The organism is Streptomyces griseoloalbus (assembly GCA_014650015.1).
Classification (GTDB): domain Bacteria; phylum Actinomycetota; class Actinomycetes; order Streptomycetales; family Streptomycetaceae; genus Streptomyces; species Streptomyces griseoloalbus.
On record BMUD01000014.1, the window covers coordinates 152,805 to 171,126 of the forward strand.

An 18,322-nucleotide genomic window follows, 5' to 3' on the forward strand; every position below is an offset into this window, starting at 1 on the left:
CCCTTCGGGACATTCTGCGTCAGTCGGACAGGCGCGCACCGGTCGACGTCGAGAACACGTGGGTCTCGCCCGCGCGCGGCACGACGTTCAGCTGGCTGCCCTTCTCCGGGACGTCACGGCCGCCGACACGGACCACGAGGTCCTTGGACTCGCCGCCGACCTGGGCGGTGCCGTAGACGAACGCGTCGGAGCCCAGCTCCTCGACGACGTTGACGGTCACGGTGACACCCTGGTCGGAGTCGGGACCGGCCACGTCGAAGTGCTCCGGGCGGACACCCACGGTGACGCTCTTGTCGGTGGCGGAGGCCAGCGCGTCACGCTGCACCGGCACCACCGAGTTGCCGAACTTCACACCGCCGTCGGCGATCGGGACCTCGATGAGGTTCATGGCCGGGGAGCCGATGAAGCCGGCGACGAAGAGGTTCGCGGGCTTGTCGTACATGTTGCGCGGGGTGTCGACCTGCTGGAGCAGACCGTCCTTGAGGACCGCGACACGGTCACCCATGGTCAGGGCCTCGACCTGGTCGTGGGTGACGTAGACGGTGGTGATGCCCAGACGGCGCTGGAGCGACGCGATCTGCGTACGGGTGGACACACGGAGCTTGGCGTCCAGGTTGGACAGCGGCTCGTCCATGAGGAACACCTGCGGCTCACGCACGATGGCGCGGCCCATGGCGACACGCTGGCGCTGACCACCGGAGAGCGCCTTCGGCTTGCGGTCCAGGTACTCGGTCAGGTCGAGGATCTTCGCGGCCTCCTCGACCTTCTGCCGGATCTCCGCCTTGTTGACACCGGCGATCTTGAGCGCGAAGCCCATGTTGTCGGCGACCGACATGTGCGGGTAGAGCGCGTAGTTCTGGAACACCATGGCGATGTCCCGGTCCTTGGGCGGCAGGTGCGTGACGTCGCGGTCGCCGATGCGGATGGCACCGCCGTTGACGTCCTCGAGCCCCGCGAGCATGCGGAGCGAGGTGGACTTGCCGCAGCCGGACGGGCCGACGAGGACGAGGAACTCGCCGTCCGCGATGTCGATTTCCAGGGCGTCGACGGCGGGCTTGGTGGAGCCGGGGTAGACCCGGGTCGCCTTGTCGAACGTGACAGTGGCCATGGTGAATGGTCCCCTTCTACCGGCAGGAACGTGCCGGACGATCCGAGTAGGAAGGTGATGCCACGACGGGTGTTCCGTTGTGGTGTGGTCCACACGAGTGAACTGGCTCAGGACGGTACCTGGCGTTCACCTCGTCTGTCAGTACTTCCCGGGCTGTGAATTTCGTGGAAACTTTCGATCGCGGAGGTGACCGCTGCCGACGGCGCCTCCACTGCTCCGGGGGCGATCACTCCCACGAGTGCGTGGCTCGGCGAAACCCGCACTGTGTACAGTGGAGCAGCCTTCGCGCGCGCCGCGCGGTGCCTCCTTAGCTCAGATGGTCAGAGCAGCTGTCTTGTAAACAGCAGGTCGTCGGTTCGAATCCGACAGGGGGCTCCAGCACATCCCGGGCCGCGTCTTCTCCGGCCCGGGATTTTCTGTGCCGTAGAGCCGCTTGCGCACCGTACGACCCCTTCTGTCGCGCAGCTCCTATGCCGCACGGCCGCGCAGACGGCGGGCGATCTCCAGGTCGTTGCCGTCCAGCGGGCGGCCGTCCTCGATCTCCCACAGGCAGTTCTGCAGCACCCGCCCGTACGTCCACGCGCGCGCACGCGCGCGGTCCAGGCCCAGAACGTCAGTCATGGCGTCGAAGCGCCAGCCGATGTCGTCGGGGTCGAAGTTGTTGCCCAGGGCGGGCCAGAGGTCGAAGCCGGGGTCGCCGGCCAGGGGCTTGGGGTCGATGGCGAGCCAGGGGGCGCGGTCCGCGGCGAGGACGTTCTCGTCGTGCAGGTCCCAGTGCAGGAGGCGGTCGCCGGGCTCGTCGGCGACCTCCCGTACCGCGGCGGCGCAGTCGGCGACGAGGCGGCGGGCCTCCGGGTCCGGGATGCGTTCCAGGGCCTGGGGCGTCCGTTCCAGCATGGCGGCGGCGATGTCGCGGAGGTGGCGCATGCCGCCGGGTGCGGGAGTGGTGTGGAGGTGGGCGAGCAGGCGGGCGATCACCAGGACGCCCTCGTGGACGTCGGGCTGGTGCGCGAGCATCCGGGAGGCGTCGAGGCGTTCCAGGAGCATGGTGCCGGTGGGCTCGTCGTGGTCCAGCAGGCGGACCGCCCCGTCGCCGTTCCACAGGCGCAGGGCGATCGGTTCGCCCTCGCTCTCGTGGTCGCGGATCTGGAGCTTGAGCACCGCCGGCGTGCCGTCCGCGCGGACGACGGGGAGGACCAGGGCGCTCACACCGTGCATGGGCGTCCCGGTGATGCGCAGGTCCCAGCGGTGCAGGAAGTCCGCGGTCAGGTCCGGCAGGGCGGCGATGAAGGCCCGGCCCGCCTCCTTGTTGAACATGGCCTGGGAGGCGGCGAGTTCCTCGGGGATGTCGATCACCCCTCGCACGGTAGCGGCGTACGGCGGCCCGGGCAGGTGAATTCGAAGGGTGCGCCTACGGCTCCAGGACGACCTTTCCGGTGGTGCCCCGGTTCTCCAGGGCCCGGTGGGCGGCGGCGGCCTCGGAGAGCGGGAAGCGGTGCACGGCGGGGGTGAGCCGGCCCTCGCCGGCCTCGGTGAGGGCGCGCAGTTCGAGGGTGCGCAGGGGGTTGGGGCCGCCGGCCTTCCTCAGCATCTCGGGGCCGAGGACGTTCGTGGAGACGCCCTCGACGAGGTAGGGGCTGTCGCTGCCGATGCCCTGGGCCGACCAGCCGAACACGATGTGCCGGCCGCCGGGGGCGAGGAGACCGATCAGCGCGCGGGCGATGTCCCCGCCCACCCCGTCGTACACGAGGGTGACCTTGCCCCGGTGGGCGTCGAGCCGTTCGGGCCAGCGCGGGTCGGTGTAGTCGACGGCGACGTCGGCGCCGCCCGCCGCCACGCGTTCCGTCTTGGCGGGGCCGCCGGCCAGGCCGATGACGGTGGCGCCGGCGTTCCCGGCGTACTGCACGAGGAGGGTGCCGATGCCGCCCGCCGCGGCCGGGACGACGACCAGGTCCCCGGGGCCCGGTTCGGCGAACCCGACGATCCCCATCGCCGTACGGCCCGTGCCGATCATGGCGACGGCCTCGGCGAAGTCGAGGCGTTCCGGGATCTCGTGCAGCCGGTCGGTGTCGGTGACGGCCAGTTCCGCGTAGCCTCCGGGGACGAATCCGAGGTGGGCGACGACGCGCCGGCCGAGCAGGCTCGCGGGGGTGCCCTCACCGAGTGCGTCGACCACTCCGGCGACTTCGCGGCCGGGGATCGTCGGCAGGTCGACCGGGGTCGGCGCCGGGCCCTGGACGCCCTCGCGCAGGGCGGTGTCCAGGAGGTGGACACCGGCTGCCCGGACGGCGATGCGGACCTGACCCGGGCCCGGGCGCGGATCCTCGGCCTCCTCGTAGGTGAGGTTCTCGGCCGGGCCGAAGGTGTGCAGACGGATGGCGTGCATGGGAATCCCCCCGGTGGGTCGTGTCGCCGGGCCGTGTCGCCCGTTACGGCTCCCACTCTTCGACCTCAAGCACGCTTGAGGTCAAGCTCCTGCCGGCCGAGGGCGAGGGAGACGGCCGTCAGGGCGCTGTTGAAGGAGACCTCCGAGAGCACGCCCGGGGCGGCGATCTGGTCACCGGCGAGATAGACGCCGTCGCCGCGGTCGACGGCGGGTCGGTCGCGCCAGCTGGTGCCGGGCAGGTCCACGGCGCCGGTACGGCCGTCCGAGACCGCGTCGCGCCGCCAGGTGACCCGGCGCCGCCAGCCGTCGAAGGCCAGGTCCAGCAGCTCCTGCGCGCGGGCGACGCCGTCCGCCTTGGACTCGTGCGGGGCGATGGGGATCTGACCCTGGATCAGCTGTTCGCCGGCCGGGGCGAGGGTGCGGTCCTGGGCGGTGAACCGTTCCAGCCAGCCCGGTGCGTCCAGGTCGGACACGGCGAACGCGTCACCGCGCCGGGTGCGTACGGCGAGGTCGACCAGGACGGTACGGCCGCTCGGCCAGGTCAGTGAGGGGTCGTCGAGGAGGCGGCGGGCCGCGTCGAGCGAGGTGGCGACGACGACCGGGGTGTCGGTGGGCACGGTGTGGACGCGGGACAGGGTCTCCATCCGCACGCCCAGGTTCCAGGCGTGGGCGGCCATCCGGTCGATGAGCCCGCCCCAGCCGCCGCGCGGGTAGGTGGCCTCCGGGGGCAGCTTGGTGGCGCGGCGCAGGCGTTCCTGCACGAACGCGGCGGACAGGGAGCCCGGGTCGTGGTGGAACAGCGCGACGGCGGCGTAGTGGGCGGCGGCTCGCGCGCCCTCCTCGCCGGCGATCTCGGTGGCCCAGGTGAGGAAGTCGGTGTCGACGGGTGCCTCGGCGCTGCCGCGGCGCAGCAGCTTCAGCAGGGCGAAGGGCGGGGTGCGGCGCAGTGCGCCCCGGTGGCGGAGCCGCAGCCGGGCCGCCTCCAGGGGTGGGATCGGGGCGAGGGGGCCGATGAGGCCGCGCTGCCGGAGCCAGGTCCAGTGCGGGCCGCCGTTGTAGAGGGCGTGCGGTCCGTCGTTCGTGCGGTACGGGCCCTCGGCGGTGCGGGCGCGACCGCCCAGGGTGTGGTGGGCCTCGTGGACGGTGACCTTGGCCCCCGCCTCGGCCGCGGTGATGGCCGCGGTGAGTCCGGCGAAGCCGCCGCCGACGATGGTGATGTGGTGCATGGCTGGGTCTCCCTTGGTCGGGGTCGCCTTCCGGCTGTGTGAAGAGGACGGGGCGAGGGCGCCGGAATGTGACATGCGCGGGCGTTTTCGCAGGCCGGGGGGATTGTCAGTGGTGGGGTGCAGCATGGGGTCATGGCGAGGAGAGCGGTGGGCGGTCCGGGAGTGAGGGGGGCGCGGCGCCCGGAGCTGCGGTTGCCCGCGCTGGAGCGCTACGAGGGGGGTGAGCTGGAGCCGGACGGGGACTACGACGGGCTGGAGTTCCGGGAGGCGGACTTCGCCGGGCAGGACGGCGGCGGGGCGCGTTTCATGGACTGCGCGCTGACGGGGTGCGCGCTGGACGAGACGCGGCTGTCCCGTGCGCGGGTGCTGGACTCGGTCCTCGCCGGTGTCCGGGGGGTGGGCACGGAGTTGTCGGGGGCGACCCTGCGTGATGTCGAGCTGACCGACGCGCGTCTCGGGGGGACGCAGTTGCACGGGGCGGTGCTGGAGCGGGTGCTGATCCGCGGCGGAAAGATCGACTTCCTGAATCTTCGCTCGGCCCGGCTCAAGGACGTCGTCTTCGAGGGCTGTGTGCTGGTCGAGCCGGACTTCGGCGGGGCGCGGCTGGAGCGCGTGGAGTTCGTGGACTGCGCGCTGAAGGGCGCGGACCTGACCGGGGCCACGCTCAGGGACGTGGACCTGCGCGGGGCCGCGTCGCTGGAGATCGCCAGGGGGGTGGACCGGCTGTCGGGGGCGGTGATCAGCACGGGGCAACTGCTGGAGCTGGCGCCGGTGCTGGCGGGGGAGCTGGGCATCCGGGTGGAGGGGTGAGAGGGCTCGGGCGGACGGAATCCGGCATTCGGCATCCGGGGTCCTAGTTCTCGTACCAGCCCCCCGCGCCGGCCCCTTCGGACGGTTCGAAGGACTGGTGCAGTGCTATGAGGGCGTTGACGAGACGGGGGTCGACGTCGGCCGTCCGCGTCCGGTAGTCCTCGGCCACCGCACGGAGGACGAGGTGTGCCCGGCCCGAGTCGTCCCTCCGGATGACACGCCGGGGCGGACGGATCCCGCCGTCGCCCTCGCCCAGGAGGCTGGTCCGTCACGGACGACGGCCGGAGGGGACACTTGGTGGTTCATCCCGTAGGGCACGGGCCCGCCCCGCAGCCACGTTCTCCCTTTCCCCGTGCCGCCACTGCCGGGGACGATGCTCTCATCGCGGTGATCGAGGGCCGTCAGGGGATCCTCGGGAAGCGGGCCTGGAGGTTCCAGATCGCCGGGTTCTCGCCGAGGTCCTCGTGCAGGTCGGTCAGGTCGGCGAGGAGGTCGTGCAGGAAGTCGCGGGACTCGCGGCGGAGTTCGGCGTGGGAGAAGGCCAGCGGGGGCTCGGCTGCCGGCAGCCACTCCGCCTCGATGTCCACCCAGCCGAAGCGGCGCTCGAACAGCAGGCGGTCGGTGGACTCGGTGAAGTCCAGTTCGGCCCGCTGGGGGCGGGAGGCGCGGGAGCCCGCCGGGTCCCGGTCGATCCGCTCCACGATGTCGCACAGCGCCCACGCGAAGTCGAGCACCGGCACCCATCCCCAGGCCGTGGACACCTCACGGTCCGACTCGGTGTCGGCGAGGTAGACGTCACCGCAGAACAGATCGTGCCGCAGGGCGCGGACGTCCGCGCGGCGGTAGTCGGTCTGCGGGGGGTCGGGGAAGCGGTTGGAGAGGGCGTAGCCGATGTCGAGCACGGGTGTGATGGTGTCACGCCGGAAAACCCCGGCAGACCCGGCGTCGGGCGGTCGGGGTCCGGTGCGCGCCCCCGCCCGGGGCCGGTGTGCGGCTGCGTAGGATCGCGGCGTGCGCCTTCGCCGGCCCCCTCGCGCCCTTTCCCTGACCGCCGCCGTGCTGCTCACGGTGTCGGTGGCCGCGTGCGGGGAGGGTTCCCGTGCCTCCGCCGGGCGGTCAGGCGTGGGGGACCGGTACTTCCCGAAGGCCGGCAACGAGGGCTACGACGTCCTCCGCTACGCCCTCGACCTCGGCTACGACCCCGGCGCCCACCACCTCACGGGCACCGCGACGATCACCGCCCGGGCGACACGGGATCTCTCCGCGCTGAACCTCGACCTCGAGGGCCTGGACGTCGAGACGGTCACCGTCGACGGCGCGACCGCCCGCTGGAGTCGCGCCGGACAGGAGCTGACCGTCCGTCCGCGTGACGCACTCCGCCGGGACGCGGGTTTCCGCGTCACCGTCCGCTACTCCGGCGCCCCGGTGACCGTCACCGACCCGGACGGTTCCGAGGAGGGCTGGCTGCGCACCGCCGACGGGGCGCTGGCGCTGGGGGAGCCGGCGGGGTCGATGGCGTGGTTCCCGGGCAACCACCACCCCTCCGACAAGGCGACGTACGGCCTCGCGGTGACCGTGCCGAAGGGGCTGCGGGCGGTGTCCAACGGAGAGCCGGCCGGTGAGGAGACGAAGGGGGACCGTACGACGTACCGGTGGCGCGTCGGCGAGCCGATGGCGACCTACCTCGCGACCCTCGCCATCGGCCGGTACGACATCGGCCGCGCGACGACCGCGGGCGGGCTGCCGGTGTACACGGCCGTCGACCCCGAGCAGGCGGAGGCGAGCCGTGCGGTCCTGGCCCGGATCCCCGAGGTCGTGGCGTGGGCGGAGCGGACCTTCGGCCCGTACCCCTTCTCCTCCGCGGGCGCGATCGTCGACCGTCCCGGGGACGCCGGATACGCCCTGGAGACCCAGAACCGCCCCGTCTTCCCCGGCGCCCCCGGCATCGGGCTGCTCGTCCACGAGATCGCCCACCAGTGGTACGGCAACTCCGTCACGCCGCGGACCTGGCGGGACATGTGGCTCAACGAGGCCTTCGCGACGTACGCGGAGTGGCTGTGGAACGAGGAGCACGGCGGCGACACCGCGCAGCGGACCTTCGACGCGCTGTACGCCGGCGAGTACTTTCCGGCCGCGGAGTCGAACGAGGCGCTCTGGTCGTTCCCGCCGGCCGATCCGCCGGACGCGGCGCACATCTCCGGCGTCCCCGTGTACTGGCGGGGCGCGATGGTCCTGCACCGGATCCGGCAGACGGTCGGCGACACCGCCTTCTCCGCCCTGCTGCGCGGGTGGGCGCAGGAGCACCGTCACGGCACCGCGGACACCGGCGACTTCACGGCCTACGTGGAGAAGTCGGCGCCGGACGAGGACTTCGGCGCGGTCTGGGAGGACTGGCTGTACGGGGAGGGCAAGCCGCGGCGGCCCCGAGCCGGGCCGTGAGTCCGGGCCGTGAGTCCGGGCCCTGGGTCTTGGGTCCGGGCCCCGGGCCCTGCGCCGGGCCTGCGCGCGCCGGAGCCCCCGGCCTGCCTGGCCTACGGCCGGCCGGGGGCTCCGATGCGGATGCGGGTGTCCGTCAGACGCTGACGCCGAAGTCCTGGGCGATGCCCACGAGGCCCGAGGCGTAGCCCTGGCCGACCGCGCGGAACTTCCACTCCGCGCCGTTGCGGTACAGCTCGCCGAAGACCATGGCGGTCTCGGTGGCCGCGTCCTCCGACAGGTCGTAGCGCGCGATCTCGGCGCCGCCGGCCTGGTTGACGATGCGGATGTAGGCGTTGCGCACCTGGCCGAAGTTCTGGCTGCGGTTCTCGGCGTCGTAGATCGACACCGGGAAGACGATCTTGTCGATGTCGGCCGGGAGGGCGGCGAGGTTGACGTTGATCGCCTCGTCGTCGCCGGCGCCCTCACCGGTGCGGTTGTCACCCGTGTGGACGATGGTGTTGTCCGGCGTCTGCTTGTTGTTGAAGAACACGAAGTGGCCGTCCGAGTAGACCCTGCCCTGCGTGTTGACCGCGATCGCCGAGGCGTCGAGGTCGAAGTCCGTGCCGGTGGTGGTGCGGACGTCCCAGCCGAGGCCCACGGTGACAGCGGTCAGGCCCGGAGCCTCCTTGGTGAGCGAGACGTTGCCACCCTTGGACAGGCTTACAGCCATTGTTGGGAGTCCCTTCCCTCGTTTACGTACGGCTAGAAGCTACAGCTACCCCCTTTAACGTGGAGAGGGGTACGCGAGGTTCCAGGTCTCTTTACTTTCTTTACCCGAGATCCGGGATATTGGGATGACGTGGACCGGTCAGGGGCGGGAACATGTACGGCATGTCCGGTCCCTATCCCATCCGCGGCTCCGTCTCCCTGCCCGAGGCCGAGCTCATGTGGCGTTTCTCGCGGTCGTCCGGGCCCGGCGGACAACACGTGAACACCAGCGACTCCCAGGTCGAGCTGCGCTTCGACCTCGCCCGCACCGAGGCGCTGCCCGAGGTGTGGAAACAGCGGGCGCTCGAGCGGCTGGCCGGGCGGCTGACCGGCGGGGTCGTCACGGTCCGCGCCTCCGAGCACCGCTCGCAGTGGCGCAACCGCGAGACCGCCGCCGTACGCCTCGCGGCGCTGCTCGCCGAGGCCACCGCGCCCCCGCCCAGGCCCCGCAGGCCGACCCGCATCCCGCGCGGCATCAACGAACGCCGGCTGCGGGAGAAGAAGCAGCGCTCCGAGACGAAGCGGGGGCGCTCCGCGCGGGACTGGGGGTGAGCGGGGCGCGACGCGCGTACCGGACTGACGGTGAGCGGGGCGCGACGCCCGTACCGGACTGACGGTGAGCGGGGCGCGACGCGCGTACCGGACTGACGATGAGCGGGGCGCTACGTCTGTACCGGACTGACGGTGAGCTGTGTGCGACGCGCGTACCGGACTGACGGTGAGCTGTGTGCGACGCCCGTACCGGATTGACCGTGAGCTGGGCGCGACGCCGCGCGGGACTGGGGTGAGGGGTGAGCGGGCGCGACGCCCGCGGGCTCAGCCCAGGTCCAGTACGCCCACCGTCTCGCCCTCGACGACCTCGCCGGTCTCGCGGAAGCCCAGGCCGAGGTAGAAGCCCTCGGGGCCGTGGTCGCCCGGTTCCCAGGTGACGTGGAACTCGGTCGCGCCCCGGCGGCGGAGTTCCTCGGCCACCGACTCCACGGCGAACCGGCCGTATCCCTTCCCCTGCTCCTCCGCCGCGATGTTCAGGCGCCACAGACCGGAGCGGACGACGCTGCCGCCGTCCTCGTGCCAGTCGGTGTCGAGGAAGGCCATCAAGAAGCCGACCGCGCGGTCCCCGTCCATGATCAGGCGGGGCCAGGCGACGGCGGGATGGACGTAGGCCTCGGCGAGGGAGTTCACCACCGGCGCGACCGCGAATTCCTGCTCGGGGCGGACCCGTATACCGAGAGCGGCCTCGAGGTTCTTCGGGGTGATCTCTTCGAGGCGCGGTGCCGTGGTCATCGTCACCCGGGCACCTTAGGCACGTGAATTCCGTGCCGTAAAAGGGATTTCGGGTCCGGGCGGCAAACTCCGCGCCGCGTTCAGCCCAACTGGCGGTAACGACCCCGGAAATACGCCAGTGGACCGCCCTGAGCGCTCGGCACCCGGGCCGTCAGGACACGGCCGATCACCAGCGTGTGGTCCCCGGCCGGCACCCGCTGCTCGGTGCGGCACTCCAGGGTCGCCAGGGCGCCGCCCACCAGCGGGGCCCCGCTGTACTCGCCGCGCAGGTAGGGAATGTCCGCGAACAGCAGCCGGTCGCTGACACGGCCCTTCATCGCGAAGCGGCCCGCGATGTGCCGCTGGCTCTCGGAGAGCACGGACACCGCCCACAGCGGCTGCTCGTCGAGCAGGTCGTCCATGCGGGAGCCGTTGCGCAGGCTGACCAGCACCAGCGGCGGGTCCAGGGAGACCGACAGGAACGCGGTCGCGGTCATGCCGACGTCCTCGCCGGCCGGCGCTCCGGGGTCGTCCGGGTCCAGCGGCGGCTCCTGCGCGGTCACCAGGACCACGCCGGCGGCCAGACGGGACATGGCGGCACGGAACTCGTCGTTGCTCACCCCCTCAGCATGCCGGGCGGCGGGCGGGGCGGTGATCGCGGGCGGGGCGGCGGGAGTGTTCGGCACCCCGGAAACGCTAATCTCCGCTCCACGGGCACCGCATCGGACCGCGGCCCTAGCCGGGACCTAGGACCAACGCCCGACCCGGGCGCAGGTCGTGCATAACCGCTACAAAATCTGCGTTCGGTAATCACGCGGGGAAACCGCTGAAAGACCCCGCAATTGTTCACGTTTAGCTGTGACTTGAGTCACAAGAGGCGGGAATTGTTGACCCTGTGTACCGAGTGGGCAGCGCGCTGTGATTCAGTGGCGGGGAAGCTGTGCTGGGACCATACGCCGAAGAGAACCCTTGATTCGCTGCGAGGTCTCGGGGGGAGGGCGAGGATGGAGACCGAGTCGGAACCCTACGTCCGTCTTGCGTCGCTGCGACAACTGCACCGGGCCATGGCCGACATGAACACGGCCCGCAGCCTGGCGGACACGCTGCAGACGGTCGCCAACGGCGTCGTGGACGCCCTCGGGTACGAGCTGGCCTGCGTCAACCTCGTACGCCCCGACGGCGACCTCGTGGTCGCCGCCCTGGCCGGGAACTCCGCCGCCGAGGCCCTCATCACCGGCCGGGTCGGCTCCCGCGACTCCTGGGACCGCCGCCTGAACATGGGTGAACGCTGGGGCGATCTGATCTTCATACCGCACACCGAGGGCTGGGTCCTCGACGACGACGACGTCCCGCAGTGGTACACCGACGGGCCCGCGCCCCGCTTCGAGGACGAGTGGCACCCCTCCGACCGGCTCTTCGCCCCGATGTACGCACCCGGGCCGCAGGGCGGCGGAACCTCCGGCGAGCTGGTCGGCGTGCTCTCCGTGGACCGCCCGCGCAACGGCCGGCGGCCCGGCGCCTGGGGCCGCGAGGCGCTCCAGATGTACGCCTTCCAGGCCGCCATCGCGATCAGCAACGCCCGGCTGCGCTCCAACATGCAGCGCGCCCTGGTCCGCCTCGAACGCGAGCAGCAGGCGCTGCGGGCCAGCGAGGAGAGCTTCCGGCAGGCCTTCGAGTACGCCCCCTCCGGCATGGCCATCGCCGAGATGGGCGGCGAACAGCACGGCCGGATCCTGCGCACCAACGACGCCCTGTGCCGGCTGCTCGGCCGCCCCGCCTCCGCGATGCGCCGCTACTGCTTCTCCGACCTGGTCCACCCCGAGGACATAGGCACCCTGCTCCGCACCTCCGCCGAGGGCGGCCGGGCCGAGCTGCGCCTGTGCCGCCGCGACGGCAGCTACGTCTGGGTGAGCCTGCGCAACTCCGTCGTCGCCGACGCCGCCGACGGCCCCCGCTTCCTCCTCACCCACGTCGAGGACATCGAGGAACGCAAGCGCCGCGAACTCCAGCTCGCCCACCGCGCCTCCCACGACTCGCTCACCGGCCTGCCGAACTCCGCCGAGCTGCGGGCGCGGCTGTCCGCCCGGCTGTGCCAGCAGCGCCCGCAGCAGGCGCTGCCCGCCGCCGTCGACGTCGGCCCCTTCGAGTCCTTCGACTCCCAGGACGCCGCCTACGGCCCGCCCGCCTTCGACCGGGGGCACGACTTCGACTTCCCGCCGGGCATCGAGGGGTGCGACGCCCACGACCACCATGTGCACACCATCGCGCCCGCCGCGGACTTCGACGACGGCGCCAAGGGGCTCGCGGTGCTCTTCTGCGACCTCGACGGCTTCAAGTCCATCAACGACCGGTTCGGCCACAACGCGGGTGACGCGGTCCTCATCGAGGTCGCCCGCCGGCTCGGCAACGGCGTCCGGGACGGCGACACCGTCGCCCGGCTCGGCGGCGACGAGTTCGTGATCCTCGCCGACGGGCTCGGCCGGGCCGACGCCCAGGACCTCGCCGTGCGGCTGCGCAACGAGATCATCCGGCCCATCCGCGCCGAGGGACGGGCCGTGCGGGTCGGGGCCAGCTTCGGCATCGGATGGGCGCACTGCGGGATGACCGCGGACGAAGTCCTGAAGTCCGCCGACGAGCGGATGTACGTCGAGAAACGATCTCGTCCCAAACAGCACAGACGTGCGGGATGAACCGCAGGTCAGTGAGTTGATGCGGTCTGCGTCACCCTTTCGGGCCATCCGAAGCGGGTAGGCTCGCCCTCTCACCACTCGTACCGCACCCGATCCGCAGCTAGGAGCACCAAGGGATGACGCCCGGCAACAACGGCGCGAGCACGCCCGAGGACGACGACCCGTTCGGCTACCTCTACGCCGACGGGCAGGCCAACGGGGCCCAGCCCCCGTCCGGGGGCTACGGCTACCCGAACTCGGTCAACCGGGTGCGGCCGGTCGGGACGCGCCAGTACGGCCAGCCGGGAGCCGCTCCGCAGGCACCGCCGCAGCAGGGGGTCTACGGCCAGCCGAGCGCCCACTACGCCGCGCCGGAGACGCTGCCGGGCGGCGCCACCACCGCCCAGTCGCACCAGCCGGCGTACGGCGGCGGTCGCGGCGGCGGCCGGGGCCGCGGCCCGAACACCAAGGGCCTCCTCATCGGCGCGATCGCCGTGGTCGCCGCGGTCGTGATCGGCATCGGCGTGGTCATGATCGGCGGCGAAGACGACGACAAGGGCGGCGACCAGGCCGACTCGACCCCGACCCAGGCCCAGAACAGCACCGAGCCGAGCCCGTCGGGGAGCGAGAACGCGAAGGACGAGGTCGAGCTGCCGACCATCGACGCGAAGGCGCTCCGTCTCGACGGCGGGGCCGCCCTCGCCTCGGACGTCAAGGGCGCGCAGTCCGACGGCGGCATCTACGTGGCCAACCTCAACCAGCCGGGTGCCACGGTCACCTGGACCGTCAACGGCATCCCGAAGGACGGTGCGTACACCGTCTTCGTGCGCTACAGCACCACCGACGACCCCCAGTCGATGACACTCACCGTCAACGGCAAGCCGTTCGGCAGCAAGCTGAACATGGACAACTGGGCCCGCGCCAAGGACGGCGACTTCTCCAAGGGCTGGACCAAGACCTTCGCCTGGCCCACTCTCAACAAGGGCACCAACACCATCTCGGTCTCCTGCGCCGACGGCGACAAGTGCAACGTCCTGCTGGACCAGCTGTGGCTGAAGGAAGGCCAGGTCAAGGACTGACCTGGGCCGCGCTCGCTTCCCCGGTCACGGTGATCCCGCTCAGCAGCCGCTCGTAGGCCGGGCGGTCGAAGTCGCCGGCCGTGGGGGACAGGACCGTCGCCGCCGACAGAGCCGCTGCCCGGGTGAGGCGGTCGGGCCAGGGGCGGTGTTCCACCAGGGCCGAGAGCAGGCCCGCGACGACCGCGTCACCGGCGCCGGTCGGATTGCCCCGCAGCCGGGACGGCGGGGCCGCGCGCCAGCGGCCCTCGGGGCTCACCGCCAGCAGGCCCTCCGGGCCGAGCGAGGCGACCACCGTGCCCGCGCCGCGCCGACGGGCGTCCTGCGCGGCGCGCGACGGCTCGTGGAAGCCGGTGAGTTCGGCCAGTTCCTCGGCGTTCGGCTTGAGGATGTCGGGGCGCCCGGCGACCCCGCGGCGCAGCGCCGCCCCGCTGGTGTCGAGGAGGACCGGGACGCCGGCCGCGCGGGCGGTGCGGACCAGCCCCGCGTAGGCGCCCACCGGGACACCCGGCGGCAGGCTGCCGCACAGGGCCACCGCCGAGACGGAGGCCAGCAGATCCCCGTACAGCTCCTGGAAGGCGGACCACTCGGCGTGGGCGACGGTGGGGCCGGGCTCGTTGAGCTGGGTGGTGCCGCCGGACCGCTCGTCGACCACCGCGACGGTGCGCCGGGTCGTGCCGGACACCGGCACCAGCGCGTCCACCACCCCCGGCACCTCGGTGAGCCGGTCCCGCAGGATCCGTCCCGTCGTGCCGCCGGCGAAGCCGGTGACCGTCACCTCGTGGCCGAGGGCGGCGAGCACGCGGGCCACGTTGACCCCCTTGCCGCCGGGGCGTTCGGTCACCGCGGAGACCCGGTGGGAGGCGTACGGCCGCAGGGACGGTACGCGGTAGGTGATGTCGAGAGCGGTGTTCAGCGTGACCGTGAGGATCACCGGGCCGGACCTCCCCTCTTGCCTGCGCTTTCCGTGTGTCCGGGGGCACGATCATGCCAAACGGACGGCGGTCGGCCCACCCCTCGGGCCGTCCACCGTCCACCGACGGCGGGACGGATCAGCCCAGTTGGGGATCGACCACCCATTCCCCCCGGCGCATCACGCCCTTGAGGGCGAAGTCCGCGTCCAGAACCACCAGGTCGGCGTCCTTGCCGGGCTCCAGCGAGCCGATCCGGTCGTCCAGGCCCAGCAGCCGCGCCGGGTTGGCGGAGATCGCGGCGACCACGTCCTCGACGGGCAGCCCGTCCACCGTCACCGCCCGCTTGAAGGCGCGGTCCAGGGTGAGCGTGGAACCGGCGATGGAGCCGCCCTCCACCAGCCGGGCCACGCCCTCCGCGACCTCGACCTCCATGGGGCCCAGCATGTAGCGGCCGTCGCCGAAACCGGCCGCGTCCATCGCGTCGGTGATGAAGGCGACCCGGTCCCGGCCCGCGTGGTGGAAGGCGAGCTGCAGCGCGGCCGGATGCAGATGCGTGCCGTCGTCGATCAGCTCGACGGTGACCCGCTCGTCCTCCAGCAGGGCCGCGATCGGGCCGGGGGCGCGGTGGCCGAGCGGGGGCATCGCGTTGAACAGGTGGGTGGCGACGGTGGCGCCCGCGTCGATGGCCGCGACCGTCTGCTCGTACGTCGCGTCCGTGTGCCCGACCGCCGCGATCACCCCGTGCTCGGCGAGCAGCCGTACGGAGTCCAGGCCGCCCGGCAGCTCGGTGGCCAGGGTCATCATCCTCGCGTGGCCGTGCGCCGCGTCGATCAGCTTGCGGACCTCGGCCGGGTCCGGGTCGCGCAGCAGCTCCTCGTTGTGCGCGCCCTTGCGGCACGGGGAGATGAACGGCCCTTCGAAGTGGATGCCGGCGATCTCCTGCTGCTGGGCGAGCTCCGCCAGCATCCCGGCGTGCCGGGCGAGGAAGTCCAGGTCACCGGTGACGGCGGAGGCGATCACCGTGGTGGTGCCGTGCAGGCGGTGGGTGTGGACGCCCTTGAGGACGTCCTCGGCGGTGCCGCCGGCGAAGGAGGTGCCGCCGCCGCCGTGGTTGTGGATGTCGACGAACCCGGGGACCAGCCAGTGGCCGGACGCGTCGAGCGTCTCGGCGTGCTCGGGCGCCGCGGCCGCGATCCGCGTGCCCTCGACGATCACGCGGCCGTCGTCCACGGTCCCGGTGGGCAGTACCACCCGGGCACCGGTGAGAACCTTGGTGGGGGCCATCAGGTGGTTACCTCCGAGGGGTCAGTGGTCGAGGGGTCGGGGGTCGACGGGCCGGTGGCCGAAGGGGGCGTGGCCGAGGGGCCGGCGGGGTCGATCAGATCCCAGGCGAGGAGCCCCGCGCCCAGGCATCCGGCGGTGTCCCCGAGGGCCGCCGGGACCAGGGACGGCAGCTTCTGGAAGGTGACCCGCCGCCGGACTGCCTCCCGCAGCGGTGTGAACAAGGTTTCCCCCGCCTCGGCCAGCCCGCCACCGATGATCAGCGTGCGGGGGTCCAGCAGGGTGAGCGCGGTGACCAGCCCGTCGGCCAGGGCGTCCACCGCCTCCTGCCACACCTCGCGGGCCCGTACGTCCCCGGACTCGACGGCTTTCGCGCAGTCGGCCGCGTCGGCGCCGGGATCGCCGCAGGCCGCCGCCCACGCCTCGCTCACCGCCGCGGCGGACGCGAACCGCTCCAGACAGCCGCGCTGACCGCAGGGACAGGGGGCACCCCCGGGTCGTACGACGACGTGACCGATCTCGCCCGCGAAGCCGTGCGCACCCGCCTCGACCCGGCCGTCGATGCCGATGGCGCCCGCGATCCCGGTGCCCAGCGGTACGAACAGGAAGCGGTCGGCGCCCCGGCCCGCGCCGATGCGGCCCTCGGCGAGCCCGCCGGCGCGCACGTCGTGGCCGAGGGCGACGGGGACACCGCCGAACCGTTCGGCGAGCAGGGCGCGCAGCGGGACGTCGCGCCAGCCGAGGTTGGCCGAGTAGACGGCGATGCCCGCCGCCTCGTCGACGATCCCGGGGACCGCGACGCCGACGGCGGACGCGGCTTCGCCGTGCCGGCGGATGCCGTGGGCGCGCAGGTCGGCCGCGAAGTCGAGGACGTCCGCGACGACCGCGTCGGGGCCGCGTTCGCGGCCGGTGGCCCGGCGGGCCCGGTGCAGCAGCTCGCCGTCCGCCCCGACCAGGGCGGCCTTCATCGCGGTGCCGCCCACATCGAGGGCGATGACATGTCTCACGGGGGACAGTGTGGCCCGGGTACCCGCAAGAGGTCTAGTCCACTCACGTGGTGTAGACCTTGTTCCGATTATCGAAAACCGTTCGGATTGGCGCGGAGCGCCGGGGCAGGGGCAAGGCAAGTGCAGCGGCAGGTCGGGACAAGAGCGATCGCGGTGGTGTCCGCACTGGGACTGACGGGAGTCCTCGGCGGTTGCGGAGTCGGCGGCGGATCGTCGGACGTGACCCTGAGGCTGGTCGCCGCCGACTACGGCGACAGCGCGGCCAACAGCTCCGAGAAGTACTGGGCCGACCTGGTCGAGCGGTACGAGTCCGAGCACCCCGACGTGAAGATCGACGTCAGCGTCTACTCCTGGAACGACGTCGACCGCAAGGTCAAGGAGATGGTCGACGCGGGCGACCCGCCGGACCTGGCGCAGATCGGCGCGTACGCCGACTACGCGGCCGAGGGGAAGCTCTACAAGGCCGGTGACCTGCTCTCCATCCCCGTCCAGGCGGACTTCCTCTCGCAGCTGGCCATCGCGGGGGAGGTCAACAGCGTGCAGTACGGCATGCCGTTCGCCTCCTCCACGCGGGTGCTCTTCTACAACAAGGAGCTGTTCGCCGAGGCCGGCATCACCCCGCCGAAGACCTGGGACGACCTCGCCGCGAACGCCGAGGCGCTCAAGGCCCGGGGTGTGAAGTACCCGTACGCGCTGCCGCTCGGCCCGGAGGAGGCGCAGGCCGAGACCATGCAGTGGCTGCTCAGCGGTGGGGGCGGCTTCAAGGACATCACGGGCGTCTACAGCGTCGACTCCGTGCAGAACGTCCAGACCTTCACCTGGCTGAAGGACGAGCTGGTCGGCAAGGGCCTCACCGGCCCCGTCGAGCCCGGCAAGCTGAACCGGGCCGACGCGTTCGCCGCGTTCGCGGCCGGTGACGTCGGCATGCTCAACGGGCACCCCTCGCTGATGGGGATGGCCGAGAAGAAGGGCGTGAAGTTCGGCATGGTGCCGACGCCGGGGGTCGACGGCCAGAGCCCGTCCACGCTCGGTGTCGCCGACTGGATGATGGCCTTCAACAAGAACGGCCACCGCGAGCAGGTGGGCGACTTCCTCGACTTCGTCTACAGCGAGGAGAACGTGCTCGACTTCTCCCGCGAGTACCACCTGCTGCCGGTCACCATCTCGGCGTCCCGCGCGATGGCCGCGGCCGACGAGGGCAAGGACCTCAAGCCCTTCCTCGACCAGCTGCCGACCTCGGAGCTCTACCCGGTCGGCAACACCTCCTGGGCGACGGTCAACGCGGCGGTCAAGAAGCAGATCGGCAAGGCGGTCGCCCCGAACGGCAGCCCCGAGGGCGTCCTGGGCGGCCTCCAGGCGACGGCGACGCGCGCGGAGAACGCGGAGTAGCCTGCCG

The 18,322-nt window shown here is 72.3% G+C and carries 18 protein-coding genes and 1 tRNA gene; 7 read left to right on the forward strand and 12 right to left on the reverse strand.

Features of this window, described 5'->3' with window-relative positions:
- Window positions 1-19: 19 nt before the first annotated feature.
- Complete coding sequence (locus IE178_RS21965; RefSeq protein WP_184763925.1) at window positions 20-1,108, reverse strand: ABC transporter ATP-binding protein; 1,089 nt, start codon at window positions 1,106-1,108, stop codon at window positions 20-22.
- A gap of 301 nt (window positions 1,109-1,409) precedes the next feature.
- Here IE178_RS21965 and IE178_RS21970 point away from each other — a divergent pair.
- Window positions 1,410-1,486: transfer RNA gene (locus IE178_RS21970), tRNA-Thr, on the forward strand.
- Window positions 1,487-1,576: 90 nt separating this feature from the next.
- Here the strand turns inward: IE178_RS21970 and IE178_RS21975 are convergent.
- The 3 genes from IE178_RS21975 to IE178_RS21985 all read right to left on the reverse strand — a co-directional run bounded on the left by IE178_RS21975 (window position 1,577) and on the right by IE178_RS21985 (window position 4,720).
- A complete protein-coding gene (locus IE178_RS21975) occupies window positions 1,577-2,425 on the reverse strand; it encodes an aminoglycoside phosphotransferase family protein (RefSeq protein ID WP_438874403.1) in 849 nt (282 codons plus the stop codon).
- Window positions 2,426-2,519: 94 nt separating this feature from the next.
- The gene (locus tag IE178_RS21980; protein ID WP_193513489.1) at window positions 2,520-3,494 is read right to left on the reverse strand and encodes a zinc-binding dehydrogenase; all 975 of its coding nucleotides are present in this window, start codon (window positions 3,492-3,494) and stop codon (window positions 2,520-2,522) included.
- 65 nt (window positions 3,495-3,559) lie between these two features.
- On the reverse strand, window positions 3,560-4,720 hold the full coding sequence (locus IE178_RS21985; protein ID WP_193513490.1) for an NAD(P)-binding protein: 1,161 nt from the start codon (window positions 4,718-4,720) through the stop codon (window positions 3,560-3,562).
- A gap of 132 nt (window positions 4,721-4,852) precedes the next feature.
- Here IE178_RS21985 and IE178_RS21990 point away from each other — a divergent pair, with 132 nt between their 5' ends.
- Window positions 4,853-5,530: a pentapeptide repeat-containing protein gene (locus IE178_RS21990; protein WP_221492304.1), complete on the forward strand. Its 678-nt coding sequence runs from the start codon at window positions 4,853-4,855 to the stop codon at window positions 5,528-5,530.
- Window positions 5,531-5,573: 43 nt separating this feature from the next.
- Here IE178_RS21990 and IE178_RS36110 read toward each other — a convergent pair whose 3' ends face one another.
- Window positions 5,574-5,699, reverse strand: a complete 126-nt coding sequence (locus IE178_RS36110) for a hypothetical protein (RefSeq protein ID WP_318280165.1) — start codon at window positions 5,697-5,699, stop codon at window positions 5,574-5,576.
- A 232-nt stretch (window positions 5,700-5,931) separates the two neighbouring features.
- Entirely contained in the window at window positions 5,932-6,432 is a 501-nt protein-coding gene (locus tag IE178_RS21995) for a hypothetical protein (RefSeq protein WP_193513491.1), read from the reverse strand.
- A gap of 109 nt (window positions 6,433-6,541) precedes the next feature.
- On the opposite strand from IE178_RS21995, the gene IE178_RS22000 reads away from it, so the two are divergent.
- Window positions 6,542-7,969 (forward strand): M1 family metallopeptidase, encoded by a 1,428-nt coding sequence (locus tag IE178_RS22000; RefSeq protein WP_193513492.1) that lies wholly within the window; start codon window positions 6,542-6,544, stop codon window positions 7,967-7,969.
- Between the two features lie 133 nt (window positions 7,970-8,102).
- Here IE178_RS22000 and IE178_RS22005 read toward each other — a convergent pair whose 3' ends face one another.
- Window positions 8,103-8,678: a TerD family protein gene (locus IE178_RS22005; RefSeq protein WP_030223415.1), complete on the reverse strand. Its 576-nt coding sequence runs from the start codon at window positions 8,676-8,678 to the stop codon at window positions 8,103-8,105.
- A gap of 152 nt (window positions 8,679-8,830) precedes the next feature.
- Between IE178_RS22005 and arfB the strand changes: the two genes are divergently transcribed.
- The gene (arfB, locus tag IE178_RS22010; protein WP_184763919.1) at window positions 8,831-9,268 is read left to right on the forward strand and encodes an alternative ribosome rescue aminoacyl-tRNA hydrolase ArfB; all 438 of its coding nucleotides are present in this window, start codon (window positions 8,831-8,833) and stop codon (window positions 9,266-9,268) included.
- Between the two features lie 264 nt (window positions 9,269-9,532).
- On the opposite strand, the gene IE178_RS22015 is transcribed toward arfB, so the two are convergent.
- Window positions 9,533-10,000 carry a GNAT family N-acetyltransferase gene (locus tag IE178_RS22015; RefSeq protein ID WP_184763918.1) on the reverse strand — a complete coding sequence of 156 codons (468 nt, stop codon included), beginning with the start codon at window positions 9,998-10,000 and terminating at the stop codon, window positions 9,533-9,535.
- Between the two features lie 80 nt (window positions 10,001-10,080).
- Window positions 10,081-10,665: a flavin reductase family protein gene (locus IE178_RS22020; RefSeq protein ID WP_184763917.1), complete on the reverse strand. Its 585-nt coding sequence runs from the start codon at window positions 10,663-10,665 to the stop codon at window positions 10,081-10,083.
- A 318-nt stretch (window positions 10,666-10,983) separates the two neighbouring features.
- Between IE178_RS22020 and cdgB the strand changes: the two genes are divergently transcribed.
- Together cdgB and IE178_RS22030 are read left to right on the forward strand one after the other, a co-directional pair.
- Window positions 10,984-12,669 carry a diguanylate cyclase CdgB gene (gene cdgB / locus IE178_RS22025; RefSeq protein ID WP_193513493.1) on the forward strand — a complete coding sequence of 562 codons (1,686 nt, stop codon included), beginning with the start codon at window positions 10,984-10,986 and terminating at the stop codon, window positions 12,667-12,669.
- Window positions 12,670-12,785: 116 nt separating this feature from the next.
- Complete coding sequence (locus tag IE178_RS22030) at window positions 12,786-13,727, forward strand: carbohydrate-binding protein (protein ID WP_193513494.1); 942 nt, start codon at window positions 12,786-12,788, stop codon at window positions 13,725-13,727.
- Here the strand turns inward: IE178_RS22030 and IE178_RS22035 are convergent.
- From IE178_RS22035 to IE178_RS22045, 3 genes are all read right to left on the reverse strand, one after another.
- Window positions 13,717-14,658, reverse strand: a complete 942-nt coding sequence (locus IE178_RS22035) for a 1-phosphofructokinase family hexose kinase (RefSeq protein WP_193513495.1) — start codon at window positions 14,656-14,658, stop codon at window positions 13,717-13,719. The two genes, IE178_RS22030 and IE178_RS22035, sit on opposite strands and share 11 nt — an antisense overlap.
- A 118-nt stretch (window positions 14,659-14,776) precedes the next feature.
- Entirely contained in the window at window positions 14,777-15,922 is a 1,146-nt protein-coding gene (gene nagA / locus IE178_RS22040) for an N-acetylglucosamine-6-phosphate deacetylase (RefSeq protein ID WP_184763913.1), read from the reverse strand.
- A complete protein-coding gene (locus IE178_RS22045; protein WP_193513496.1) occupies window positions 15,922-16,926 on the reverse strand; it encodes an ROK family protein in 1,005 nt (334 codons plus the stop codon). Before IE178_RS22045 ends, nagA begins: the two co-directional genes overlap by 1 nt.
- 120 nt (window positions 16,927-17,046) lie before the next feature.
- Between IE178_RS22045 and IE178_RS22050 the strand changes: the two genes are divergently transcribed.
- The gene (locus IE178_RS22050) at window positions 17,047-18,315 is read left to right on the forward strand and encodes an extracellular solute-binding protein (protein WP_318280167.1); all 1,269 of its coding nucleotides are present in this window, start codon (window positions 17,047-17,049) and stop codon (window positions 18,313-18,315) included.
- The last annotated feature ends 7 nt before the right edge of the window (window positions 18,316-18,322 follow it).